At 47.4% G+C, this 12,422-nt stretch carries 10 protein-coding genes; 8 read left to right on the top strand and 2 right to left on the bottom strand.

Translation table 11 applies throughout. From position 1 onward, the window contains the following. Positions 1-1,379: 1,379 nt before the first annotated feature. Positions 1,380-1,631 (top strand): type II toxin-antitoxin system HicB family antitoxin, encoded by a 252-nt coding sequence (locus FHS17_RS15775; protein WP_167279351.1) that lies wholly within the window; start codon positions 1,380-1,382, stop codon positions 1,629-1,631. A 524-nt stretch (positions 1,632-2,155) separates the two neighbouring features. Here the strand turns inward: FHS17_RS15775 and FHS17_RS15770 are convergent. Then, a complete protein-coding gene (locus FHS17_RS15770) occupies positions 2,156-4,198 on the bottom strand; it encodes a beta-galactosidase (RefSeq protein WP_167279350.1) in 2,043 nt (680 codons plus the stop codon). Positions 4,199-4,378: 180 nt separating this feature from the next. Here FHS17_RS15770 and FHS17_RS15765 point away from each other — a divergent pair, with 180 nt between their 5' ends. From FHS17_RS15765 to FHS17_RS15735, 7 genes are all read left to right on the top strand, one after another. Next, on the top strand, positions 4,379-5,224 hold the full coding sequence (locus FHS17_RS15765; protein ID WP_167279349.1) for a helix-turn-helix domain-containing protein: 846 nt from the start codon (positions 4,379-4,381) through the stop codon (positions 5,222-5,224). 196 nt (positions 5,225-5,420) lie between these two features. Then, positions 5,421-5,951 (top strand): MarR family winged helix-turn-helix transcriptional regulator, encoded by a 531-nt coding sequence (locus tag FHS17_RS15760; RefSeq protein ID WP_167279348.1) that lies wholly within the window; start codon positions 5,421-5,423, stop codon positions 5,949-5,951. Positions 5,952-6,181: 230 nt separating this feature from the next. After that, on the top strand, positions 6,182-7,639 hold the full coding sequence (locus FHS17_RS15755) for an aryl-sulfate sulfotransferase (protein ID WP_167279347.1): 1,458 nt from the start codon (positions 6,182-6,184) through the stop codon (positions 7,637-7,639). A gap of 11 nt (positions 7,640-7,650) precedes the next feature. After that, the gene (locus tag FHS17_RS15750; RefSeq protein WP_167279346.1) at positions 7,651-8,688 is read left to right on the top strand and encodes an ABC transporter substrate-binding protein; all 1,038 of its coding nucleotides are present in this window, start codon (positions 7,651-7,653) and stop codon (positions 8,686-8,688) included. 12 nt (positions 8,689-8,700) lie between these two features. Further along, entirely contained in the window at positions 8,701-9,525 is an 825-nt protein-coding gene (locus FHS17_RS15745; RefSeq protein WP_167279345.1) for an ABC transporter ATP-binding protein, read from the top strand. Next, a complete protein-coding gene (locus tag FHS17_RS15740; protein WP_167279344.1) occupies positions 9,522-10,301 on the top strand; it encodes an ABC transporter permease subunit in 780 nt (259 codons plus the stop codon). Before FHS17_RS15745 ends, FHS17_RS15740 begins: the two co-directional genes overlap by 4 nt. 35 nt (positions 10,302-10,336) lie before the next feature. After that, the gene (locus FHS17_RS15735; protein ID WP_167279343.1) at positions 10,337-10,477 is read left to right on the top strand and encodes an AbfB domain-containing protein; all 141 of its coding nucleotides are present in this window, start codon (positions 10,337-10,339) and stop codon (positions 10,475-10,477) included. Between the two features lie 62 nt (positions 10,478-10,539). On the opposite strand, the gene FHS17_RS15730 is transcribed toward FHS17_RS15735, so the two are convergent. Next, on the bottom strand, positions 10,540-12,081 hold the full coding sequence (locus FHS17_RS15730) for an alpha-L-rhamnosidase-related protein (RefSeq protein WP_167279342.1): 1,542 nt from the start codon (positions 12,079-12,081) through the stop codon (positions 10,540-10,542). Between the last annotated feature and the right edge of the window lie 341 nt (positions 12,082-12,422).

The raw sequence follows: 12,422 nt of genomic DNA, 5'->3' as shown, positions 1-12,422 counted from the left end.
GTTGTTTAATGCTAAATGGCAACCAGAGCAAACAAAAAAAGTGCCCAAACCTTGCAATAGAGCAAAGATGGGTACTTTTGTTTATATCTAAGCCTCTATGAGGCCTTACATGAGTGGAATCAATAACTCCATACTGGGTTGTCACTGTTCCTGTCGGTGATATCTGTAATTTCACGTTTACACATCTTTACTACCTAAGTAATGAAACTTCTTTGCTCATTGTTTTAACTATTTCATAGAATTCTGCTTGCGCCCATCATAGAACAAGCAACAAGTTCCGCAATAGCACAATAATAAGCGTTGTCCACTTCAGGCAGCAGGTGATAAAATGGATTCGAAGCTCATAGGGGTGTTCACCTCCAGCCGTCTAATCAGCGAACGCAGGACGGCAACAGCAAGCCTCTCAGCTCTTTCCGATGCTGAGGGGTTTTCTTTATTTTCGGGGTTACGCCACTTATATCCCCTTACTATTAATGAGGCTAATAAATGCGGATTTGGGCCGTACTGCCCGATTCGGCTGGAAAATGGAAATAGGCACCGGCTTAGTTGTGCTCGGCCATGTCAGCGCCTGCAGATTCGCCACCGCCAAATTCTCATATGGCCGACCTTGACATATACGACTGCTCACTCGCATTCGACACGCTATTTCCAACGTAATAGCCGCCGGCCAGATTAGCGTTAGCCCTGTTTAGCGGCCAGGGTTTGGCGTACCGGTTCTGCTGGGCAATGGAGACGGTACTTATTCCCAAATTCAGATATTCTCGTATACTGACCCTGCAGGAGAAGGTGATTCCCGAGCCGGGTTCGTTCGACGTCACCTTCGACACCGTACGCGGGTGTAACTACGCAGAGGTATTGTTCCGCAAAGGCCCTTATAGCGGCATCTCTATAATCATTACGTTAAACATGTTACTTCTTTAATTCAGCTGAGAGTTACAACGCTGAATTATAAGAAAGCATTACTGGACGAACAAGCAAAGAAAAAGGACCCAAGCGTTTCGCAGCGCTCGAAGTCCAGCCGTAGAAAGTGATTTACAAAAGGAGGGTTAATCCCTCCGCCTTACGATTCTTTATAACAAACCGGAGAGTGATTTGCAAATGGATGCTGTAAAGATGATTCTAACCACCGCAACGCTAATTGTATTAGCCGCCACTATAATTATCATGATCAGAACCGAGCGCCTAAAAAGGAAGAATAAGCGGTAATCAGTGCTAAAAGGGATAAGGAAAAAGATGCAGCGTGGCGCAAGGCGAACAACACACGGCTAGTGGCCGATATAGACAAGGAAACGGCAGTCGAACTTAAGCTGGCTTAAATCAAAGAATATGTCATATCAGGCATGGCTAAAAAATAAGATAGCAAAGGCGTTGAGCGAATAATGATATTGTATCCGATTATTTTAACGTATGAAGAAAACGACGGTTATCTGGTCTATGTGCCAGGCATGGAGATCAATACACATGGGGCTACAATTAATGAAGCTGCTGAAATGGCCGTAGACGCGATTACACATTGCGGACTAGCCTATAAGGATCTAGGCAAAGAGATCCCTACACCTGCAACTGACCCGAAACCTGCAGACGGTGAAATGCTGGTATGGGTACAGATTGATTTTGAACGATACGTATAGAATTAAAGTACGGCCCCTTCAATGGGGCCTTTTGCATATCAAAGAAAGGAGACATAAAAAGGATGAAAACGATAGTTCAGATGCTACAAAAACATTTGGAGGAAAACTATACATTGCGCAAGGATCATCGTGGAAGGTGGACGTAGTAATGTCCAAACCTCCGAAAATCGTACTTAATAGCTCTTATAATTATAAAGAAACCATAAACCCAATTTATGTATAATTGGAACTATTCTGCCTGTTAATAAATGTGCAATCAGGGGAAACAACTTTATTTTCAATTAAAGAACTTTGTTTTCTCACACCAACTTCTACCATTCGTATATTCAGAATGAATTTTTGTAACGCTCCTGTAATATTCCACTCAGGTTCATTTCATGATTGGCTCCTATAATAAAGGACAAGACCCCCCTTTATTTATATATTTCTCTTTTATAGCCTGTGGCCCCCGTGCCACAGGCTCTTTTGTTTCTTAAATAGAGCAGCCCCCGTGGGATTATCCCGCGGGGGCTTGCTCTTTATTATTAAAGCTCCAGAATTATAACACCGTACGCCGGCATCTCAACCTCATTCTCAATTGTTGCTCCTGTTAGAAGTTCTTTTGTTGCCCGCTTCACTTGAAGAGCAGCTGGCTGATCCGAGTAGTTCAGCAGGAAAGCATACGATGCATCTTCTGAAGAACGAATGCCAAGCTCTACTGCGGCAGGAACTTCTAACCAGTCTGCGATTGGAGTAGCGATGCTCAGCTCATCCAAGATAGCATCTACAACCGGCTCACTGTAAGCTGCGCCGTAATACCATACCTCACCTTTACCAACTGTACGCCGGGTTAAAGCTGGCTCACCTTTGTAATATTCCGACGCATAATGAGCTACTACCTCCGCTTCCGAATTTTGAACGTTCAGTACCTCATTAAAAGCAACGGCTTTTGTTCCTGAAGGAACACGCCCTTCCCAATTCAACTCTGCCGGTTGAATCGTCCCTTTGATTAAAGTGAAGTCCTCCACCGTTATGCCGCATAGCTCTGCAACTGGACCTGGGAACGGCCGCATGTAGCATTGTCCCGTCGGATTCTTATAGCCTGTACGTGCGCCAAAGAACAACTTGCCGCCTTGCTCCACATATCTCGTAAGGAGTTCAGCTGTCTCATCCGTCATAATCGCCGCATGCGGGTAAACGATCACTTTATATTTCGATAAGTCCTCTAAAGTTGTGTTCGACCGTAAGGTAAGGAGATCGGCTGGGATATGACGGTATTGCAGCTGCTTGTACCAGGAGCCCTTACTTTGCCATTGCAGCGGGCCATGCCATTTGTCCATCTCTCCATCCCAGAGATTATCATAATCCTGCATGATGGCCACTTCCGCTTGATATTTCGTCCCTGCAATTAAGGCACCAATCTTCGCGAATTCCCCGCCAACCTGTGCAACTTCTCTAACCCGTCTGTTCGGCCGATTGTGGTAATCATTGATCCCATGCCAATAAATTTCTGTCCCCATCGTTGCTGTACGCCAACGGAAGTAGACCAGTAGATCCGTGCCATGCAGAACCGATTGATAAGACCATAACCGAATTTGCCCTGGTCTTGGAGATCCCATCTCTATCCGGTCTACCCAGCCGCCTGGACCAGATTGCTGCTCCATCACGCAGAAGTTTGGCGAGATCGAACGAACTTTAGACAAACTCATGCTCCAGCCACGATCTTTGAGTGAGTTCTCATCATTTCCCGGGAAAATCGTCGAAAACTGCGGGTACGAATCGTAAGAGAAGAAATCGAGCAACTCATCGGTCAGCTCATGACTGTCCAGATGTCCGAATAAACCGTTTGTTGTCACCCAATGCTGCGGTGCTAGCTCACGGATAATGTCCGCTTGAAGCTTAGCAAACGAGATGACATTATCCGAGATAAAACGCTTCTCATCTAACGCCAGATGTGGATTGGGCGACTCGGTCTGCGACAGGTGCAGCTGCTCCCAAGCCGTATATGTCTGACTCCAGAAGACGGTTCCCCAAGCTTTATTTAAATTGTCCAAAGTCTCATACTTCTGTCTGAGCCACACCCGAAATGCGGCATGATCAGCCTCGGCATAAAACACATTCTTCTCGCAGTTGAACTCGTTATCGATCTGCCAGCCAATAACTGCAGGGTGATCCTTGTAAGCGCTGACCATGTTACGCACGATAATCTCACAAAGCTCACGGTATTTCGGACTGGAATAATTATAATGACGTCTCATGCCGTGCTTGATGAGCTCACCATTCTGATGGGCGTTTAATACTTCCGGATACTTATGCGTCAGCCATGCCGGCGGCGTTGCCGTTGGAGTACCTAAGATAACCTTCAGCCCATATTGATGTGCCAGGTCCATCACACGAGTGAAAAAACTAAAGTCAAATACGCCTTCCTCCGGCTCCAGCATCGCCCATGCAAATTCCGCCATCCGAATGACCGAAATATTCATCTCCTGCATCCGGTGGAAGTCATCTTCCCACAATTCCTCCGGCCAGTGCTCCGGATAATAACATACGCCTAACGTTAACTCGTCCATTTGGATCGATTTTGCCATTTCAAGTCACCCTCCCAGCATCTCTTGTACTACCCTCTATTTTAGTTGAAGCCCGATCAGTTAGGATATGACAAAAACATGCGATGTGTATTAATATATTGTCATAATGATCAAACAACGAGTTTGTTAATAGCCATTCCATAGAAATATTTATGAAAATATTGCGTTATGAGGTGCTTGATGAAGGAACATATTTTTCTACCTAAGCCCATCTTCCAAAGGCATAGCTGCTTCCCGGATTTTATCGGAGGCTACAGTGATTTTCCCGAGCATGATGTCAATCGCGAATATGCCACTACTGAAAATAATCTGGACCGCTACTATAATCTGCATATTGTTCTTGGAGGCAAGGGTTATCTGCATTCGGACAGCATGACGTATGAATTGACTGAGGGACAAGGCTTCCTGTATGGTCCCGGTCTCCGGCAAACGTATCATGCTGATTCCCGGGATCCATGGAATATTCGTTGGGTCCATTTTTTCGGCGTTCGCCTGGAGGAATTATTGGACGGGAAAGGGCTGGATGAGCCATGGCTGTTTCAATTATCTGATCCCGCTCCTGTAGGGTCGTTGATAGATAGACTGCTTCAGCTAGGCAGAGGCTATGAAGTAGATGATGAATATGCGGCTGCCGCCACGCTGTACGAGCTGCTCACCAGAATTCAAGCCACCGCTGCCCAGCTTAATGTGTCTGTGAATCAAGCTGCCGACAAAATACGTGCAGCGGCCAACTATATACGCGCCCATTGCAGCGACCCCTTCACACTGGAACAGGCCGCAGCCATTGCCGGGTTCAGCCCGCATTATTTCAGCCGCAGGTTTAATAAAACGTTTGGCAAATCTTTTTCCGATTTTTTGATGGAATCCCGAATCCTACAGGCGAAGCGCCTGCTTGCTTCTACCAGCTTGTCCATTAAGCTCATTGCACTGGAAACCGGTTTTTCTCAGACCAGCTACTTCAGCAAATGTTTTAAGAGCCTCGAGGGAATGACCCCTCTGCAGTTCCGGGAAATGCATAAAACCTAATATTTTTAAATACCACTTGACGTATCGGAATTATGGAGTTAATATCAATCCATAATCCTTCAACGTTCATTCTTTTAACGTTGAACTAATTTCATAAAGCCGATTGGATAACCAAAGGCCCAACTCACGTACCTGAACACAGGACGTCTGTTGCGGCCTTTTTTGTTTTCTTAGAGGAGGGAATCAACTAGTTATCATGACAGATCTCATATCTCAAATGGAAGAAAATGATTGGCTGTTCAGGCGGATGGTTCGAAGATTCGTGAAGGAACGGGACAAAATCTCAATTGAGGACATCGCACTGCCCGGCTTTCTTATTCTTCGGACCATACAGCAAAGCGGCTTGCAAAAGCTTGGAGACCTTGCGGAGCAGCTGGATCTAACCTCCGGTGCAATTACCGCGTTATGCGACAAGCTTGAAGCGAAAGGCTTCGCTGAGCGGCGTCGTATGCAAGGTGATCGAAGAAATGTATGGCTGGACATTACAGAAGAAGGACGACAGGTGTTAGAACGATATCCTAATCTCGGTCAGCGAGGTGTGAAGCTGCTATTTGGCGGCTTTACCGAGGATGAACTAGCATGTCAGAAAGAGATTTTCGAGAAGATTTACGCCAATCTGGAAAGCTTCTCCGAGGATTACATGGCACTAATTAAAGAATACGAGCAGCAGGAAAAGCCAGCAGTACGGAAGCCGGCAGCGCCAAACAAGAATTTTTTGAATTATTAATCTACTTAATTTCATTAGGCTTATTCTTACGAAGTATGAATCATCACGAACAGCCATCCGGCTGTTTGGGTGACAATTCATTAGGCTTATGCTTACGAGGTATGAATCATCACGAACAGCCTTCCAGCTGTTTGGGTATCAATTCATTAGGCTTATGCTTACGAGGTATGAATCATCACGAACAGCCTTCCAGCTGTTTGGGTGACAATTCATTTAAGGAGCTGTTGAACATGGGACATCCCACTATTTATCCAACTGGAGCAACTGTTTATTTGCCTGAGAAAGCGTGGAGCGGCTACACAATCTTCCAAGCAGCTAATGTAGGTGCACTGCTGATTGATATGAATGGTAAAGAGGTTCATCTGTGGAAAGGGCTTCGCGGCTTCCCGAACAAAATTTTGCCAGGTGGTTATGTGGTAGGCAGCACGAAAGAACGTGATCCGAAATATGGCTTCCAGGACGAAGCCGATCTTGTCCAAGTGAATTGGGAGGGCGAGATTGTATGGAAATTCAACCGTCTGGAGTACATAGAGGATCCAGGCTATGAGCCGCAATGGATGGCACGTGCGCATCATGATTATCAGCGCGAAGGCAATCCAGTCGGCTATTATGCACCAGGACAGGAGCCGCAAACAAATGGCGGACGCACTCTCATCCTTGCCCACCGCAACGTGACAAAGCCTGAGATTTCGGACAAATTGCTGCTGGACGACGTCATTATTGAAGTTGATTGGGAAGGCAATATCCTGTGGCAATGGGCGGTAAGTGATCATTTTGAAGAGCTGGGCTTTGATGAGGCTGCCAAAAATGTTCTGTTTAACGATCCAAACGGTCGTCACTTCGGCAACGACACTGGCGGCGATTGGATGCATATCAACTCCGCTTCCTGGGTTGGCCCAAATAAGTTCTACGAGGCTGGCGACGAACGTTTCCACCCGGACAACATTATCTGGGATGCGCGGGAATCCAACATTATCGCCATTACAGACCGTCAAACCGGCAAGATTGTATGGCAGCTTGGTCCGGACTACTCCAAGCCGGAAGTGAAGCATCTTGGCTGGATCATTGGTCAGCATCATGCTCACATTATTCCGCAAGGTCTGCCTGGCGAAGGCAATCTGCTCGTATTTGATAACGGCGGCTGGGGCGGTTACGGCGACCCGAATCCAGCATCCCCGGATGGGCTGAAAAATGCTGTACGCGACCACTCGCGTATTCTTGAGATTAATCCTGTAACGCTGGAAATCGAATGGCAGTATACGCCAACTGAAGCTGGATTTACGGCTCCACTCGATTCCTATCGTTTCTACAGTCCATATATCAGTTCGGCGCAAAGGCTGCCTAACGGCAATACCCTCATTACAGAAGGCGCAGACGGCCGGATCTTTGAAGTTACACGTGAGCATGAACTAGTCTGGGAGTATGTCTCCCCTTACAAAAATCCATTTATTAAATCCAATATGGTCTACCGGGCTTACCGTGTTCCTTATGAATGGGTACCGCAGCTTGAAAAACCAGCAGAAGAGGCCATCATTCCACTTGATGTTGCGGATTACCGCGTACCAGGCGCCGCAGCAAAAGGAACTAACTCGGTTGTAGAAGTGGTCGGAACTCTATCTTTCGAAGAGGGTGCGTTCTGCGTACCGACCATTGAGGAAAAACCAAATCAATCTGATGTAGAAAGCTGAGGGGAAATTCCATGAAAAAGTTTGGAATCCTAGCTACAGTCATAGCCGTTACTTTCACCCTTGCCGCATGCGGCGGCAAGGACAATCAGCCCAGCCAGGCGGCGGCTGATCCAAATAACAATCAGCAGGCAGCAGCTGCAGCTGATCCTATCAAAATTAAGATTGCCGACACTTCAACCAATCCCGTCTTCCGTGTTGCGAAGAACAAAGGCTTCCTCGAGAAATACGGCATAGATGCTGAGATTATTACCTTCGCTACACCGGCAGAAGGCATTAACTCCTTATTCATCAAACAGGCGGATATCGGCTGGGGCGCAGATTTTCCGTCACTCAATGCTGTAAGTAAAGGTGAATTCTCCATTATCGGAGCAACAGGTACGGATACTGAACAAGCGGCAGCACAATGGAAACTTTTCGTCCGTGACGAGATTACATCTGCAGCAGAACTGAAGGGCAAGAAGCTCAGTACGCTGCGCGGCACTTTCCTTCCTTATCTGTGGGAGGTGTATCTGAAGGATAATGGTGTAGCCATTGATGATACCAAACAAATTGGCCAAGGCGGCTTTGACGAGTCTTATGTCGCTCTCAAAAAGGGCGAAATCGACGCCAGCTGGGTTATAGGTGCGACGCTTGTTGATAAATTCAAGGCGATTGAAGGTGTTCACGAGTTGACCGATATGTCCAAGACATCGGTCCGAATCGGCGGTACTCTTATCGCTCCTAATTCCTTGATTAAGGATCATCCTCAGGCGATTGCAAACTTCCTGAAGGCACTTGATGAAACCTCGAAGTTCATTGCGGCTAACCCTGATGAGACGGCTGATATCCTGTTCAAAGAAACAAAACAGCCGAAGGAAGCAACCATTCGGGATTTGGCGACCAACAACTGGACAGTTGGCTTCACCCAGCAGTCATTCGACAGCTTGACGAATCAGAAAAACTATATGGTTGGAGCAGGCATTATCCAGAAAGACTTCAACTTAGCCGATAAGCTGAGCCTGGACGGTATCAAACAGGCCCTTCCTGATTCATTCACCTACAAAGAATAGGAGGGATTACAGATGCTGAATACAAATACAAATACAAATCCATCTCCAAATACGATTACGATTGAACGGCTGAATAAGAGCTATTCCGAGCTGAAGCCGGGCACGAGTGGATCTGTACACTATATCATTAAGGATATTGATCTGGTCGTGAAGGGCGGAGAGTTCTTCGTTCTGCTTGGCCCAAGCGGCTGCGGCAAATCTACGCTGCTTAATATGATTGCAGGCTTTGTCTCCAAGACTGGAGGCAGCCTGCGCGTTGGGAACGACGAGGTCGACAAGCCCGGCAAGGAAAGAGCAGTTGTTTTCCAACAGGCGGACTCCTCCCTCTTCCCTTGGCTGACCGTACGGCAAAACGTAGAATTTGGCCTAAAAATGAAAAAGATGCCTAAAGAGCAGCGGAAAGAGATTTCGGATCGGTATATTCGGCTGGTCGGATTGTTTGGCCACGAGAACAAATTCCCTCGCGAATTATCCGGCGGCATGAAGCAGCGTGTCCAGCTTGCCCGCGTATTAGCTAATGATCCAGCCATTCTCTTGATGGATGAACCATTTGGCGCGCTTGATGCGATGACAAGAAGAATCATGCAGAAGGAACTAAGCCAGATTTGGCGGGAGACCGGAAAGACCGTTATTTTCGTCACACACGATATTCAGGAAGCGCTGCTGCTTGGCGAACGGATCGCCGTGATGTCTACCGGTCCTAATGCTCGTATTTCAAGCATCTATCAGGTTCCGCTCGAGTATCCGCGTGACCCGGCCTCACCTGCGCTAAACGAGCTGCATCGCCGGATTCAATCTCACTTTGATGCCGAGCTGGAAGGAGGACTGTATCCGTGAAGATTTTACAGAAAAAATGGGTTACCATTCCTCTGCTCTGGCTGTTGACGTTCATCGTCTGGCAGATTGGTGCATGGATTTATGGTCCAGAGATTATTCCCGGCCCAGTCGCCACTTGGCAAGGTGCGCAGGAACTAATGAGCGACGGCTCCTTGATGCGATATATCGGTATTAGTTTTTACCGAGTATTTGCCGGATGGGCGTTAGGCAGCCTTATTGCGATTCCGATTGGACTAACCATTGGCAAAGTAACCGCGATCCGCGTATTCGCGGAGCCTTTCCTTAACTTCGTCCGGTTCATCCCTCCTATCGCTTTTATCACCTTGTTCCTGGTGTGGTTCGGTATTGGGGAGCAGTCGAAGATCGCTCTTATTATGTACGCGACTTTATTTATCGTCATCATTAATACCTTAACTGGTGTACTCGCGATCGAGGAAGACCGGATTCGTTCGGCAAGAAGTATGGGCGCATCTGAGTGGCAGATTTTGCTCCATGTCGTTATTCCCGCTACAACGCCTTATATCTTCACCGGTATTCGGCTTGCGATGGGTACTTCCTATATGGCGATTATTGGTGCTGAGATGATTGCCGCGAACGAAGGCGTTGGCTTCCTGATCTGGAACTCCAGACTGTACTTCCGAACAGATTGGATCTTTGTCGGCTTAATCAGTCTTGGCCTGATGGGCTTCCTAACAGACCGTGTTGTCGGCTGGCTCGGCAGCAAGCTGCTGTTCCGGTATGGTGTTATCTACTCTACCGCGGTTCGCCGGCGTTAGAATATGGCTGCAACAAACAAAAGGAGCTGTTTCCTATGGCCACAATGGCCTGGAGAACAGCTCAGTCGTACAACAATCCTACCCGCTACATCCGTCACTACAATTATGTGCTGAGGATCGACCTGATCTCTACGACACAGGAGAAAGCCGATACGACTTTCCGGGAAGTGACTTAACTAGTTGTAAAAAAGCAGCCCTCTCTTCTTCCTAATTGGAAGTGGAGAGGGCTTCTCTCATATTAGATCAAATATTTCCGGATGAAATACGTAGGTGTACAGCTCCACGCATGGCAATAGCTGTTGATCAGGTTGCTGCCGTATGGGGACAGCTTCTTGTCCTCCGGATTATACAGCTCCCAGAACGTATCCGCTCCATCCTTGATCATCTCTCCCCAATAGGCTTGCATCTGCTCGGCAGCTTTCTCGCTGCTGCCTACCGAGAATAAAGCTTCAATTAGATGATGGTACATATAAGGTGTGGTCATCCCGATTGCTGGCTGCTCCTCGAACAATCGGTTGAGTAACGCGGCATTCTCTTCCACAGGCAGCACTTCAGCGAGTACTAGCCAGATTTGCGAAGCCCACGAAATCTGACGTTTGACCCCGCTAACAAAGAAGCCTTTCTTGTCATCCCATAGCTCCGTTACTGCCGCTTGGGTTGCCCGTTCAATCTGGCCCTCAATATATTGCTGCTTGTCCGTCAGACCAAGGATACGTGCCAGCCCCAAGCCCCGTTTCAGACAATAAATAAGAACGCCCTGCGTTGGCGCCTGCTTGTTCAGATCCGGATGCCAGTCGATAAAGCTCCACCAGGTCTCATCATCACGTACAATTCCTTTCTCATCCAGCCGCTGCACTGCTATCTCGATCTGCTCCAGCGCAATTGGCCACAACTCCTGCAGCGTTTCCAGATCTTCGGATGCTACATAATAGTCATACAGACAAGCTACGAAGAACAGTGAGTAATCATATAGCCTTGTATCATCCACATGAGCATGCGGCTTCTCAAATACACATGCCCCAACTGCTCCATCCGGAAGGCGCATCCCTGCAAAAAGGTACAAGCAGCGCTTCACCAAATCGAAGTTATTGAAGGTAAGATAGTTCGCCTGTGCCTGCAGCCTTAGATCACCAATCCATAAGCGCCGGTCCCGCTTCGGGCCGTCCTCAAACACCGATTGCATACAGTCCTGCAACGTCTTGATTGCTATTTGGTCCATCAGAGCGAGCTCATCAGACAGCTTTTCCGGCAGTGGAGCAATGTTAGACGGATCACCGGAAGTAACTGCTATACACGCCACTTGCTCGAACGACACGTTATATTTCTTCGATGTATCAAGAACATCAATCTTAATAAACCGGAAGGTGTACCGTCTAGGGAGCTTAATTTCAGCCGGCAGAACATCAATAAAGATCGTTTCCTCCTGCAGCCACGAGCTGCTCAGCCAGCCATCATAGCTGTCGAAAGGCTCTGCGATTTCACATGGCATTTCACCAAGCGTCAGCTTCAGCTTCAGCGGTGCATCAGGTGGACTGCCTACCGCTTTTACCTTTAAGCTCACATACCCGACAAGATGACCTTCGAAGTCCAGAACAAAGCTGTCTCCCTTGCTGAGAACCTGCTCCTGCCAGTTCTGCTTCTCCGCCTGATCAACTCTCCACCCTTGAAAAGCCGTCTCATCGGCAACAATCTCAACTACTGCTTTTGGCTCTGCCAGTGAAGTAACTAGTTCAGGTATTAAGGCCTCTGCCTTATCGACCATGGATTGATTAATTAGCATGGATAAATCCCCTTCCGAAATTCCTGCTGTTAACGCTATATTCAATATTCCTTACGATCATCGTATGCGCTTACAAACCATAACACAATAGTCTTACTTTTTGGATAAACATCCGATTTTTTTAGATGTTTAAGCAAGATAATGTCTGCTATTTTTAGGTGCGGTGTACGATTAATTTGGGCTGCCTCCCCAAACCCCGCGTAACTGCGCGGTGACCTAAAAAAAGCAGACACATCTAAAAAATGCGGCGCTTAACAGTAAAAATGAAAGCCTTTACACTTAGGTCCACAGGGCTCCGGAACCCCGAACATCCAACCTAATCAGCAATTTCTTGAACCGTA

It is taken from the genome of Paenibacillus lupini (assembly GCF_011761355.1).
Lineage (GTDB): Bacteria > Bacillota > Bacilli > Paenibacillales > Paenibacillaceae > Pristimantibacillus > Pristimantibacillus lupini.
Note: the sequence above shows the minus strand (reverse complement) of the source record. Positions and strands in the feature narration are given on the sequence as shown.

Bases quoted from the DNA above. Each gene is read 5' to 3' on its own strand.
- FHS17_RS15775 (WP_167279351.1), top strand. From the start codon at position 1,380: ATGATATTGTATCCGATTATTTTAACGTATGAAGAAAACGACGGTTAT.
- FHS17_RS15770 (WP_167279350.1), bottom strand. From the start codon at position 4,198: ATGGCAAAATCGATCCAAATGGACGAGTTAACGTTAGGCGTATGTTAT.
- FHS17_RS15765 (WP_167279349.1), top strand. From the start codon at position 4,379: ATGAAGGAACATATTTTTCTACCTAAGCCCATCTTCCAAAGGCATAGC.
- FHS17_RS15760 (WP_167279348.1), top strand. From the start codon at position 5,421: ATGACAGATCTCATATCTCAAATGGAAGAAAATGATTGGCTGTTCAGG.
- FHS17_RS15755 (WP_167279347.1), top strand. From the start codon at position 6,182: ATGGGACATCCCACTATTTATCCAACTGGAGCAACTGTTTATTTGCCT.
- FHS17_RS15750 (WP_167279346.1), top strand. From the start codon at position 7,651: ATGAAAAAGTTTGGAATCCTAGCTACAGTCATAGCCGTTACTTTCACC.
- FHS17_RS15745 (WP_167279345.1), top strand. From the start codon at position 8,701: ATGCTGAATACAAATACAAATACAAATCCATCTCCAAATACGATTACG.
- FHS17_RS15735 (WP_167279343.1), top strand. From the start codon at position 10,337: ATGGCCACAATGGCCTGGAGAACAGCTCAGTCGTACAACAATCCTACC.
- FHS17_RS15730 (WP_167279342.1), bottom strand. From the start codon at position 12,081: ATGCTAATTAATCAATCCATGGTCGATAAGGCAGAGGCCTTAATACCT.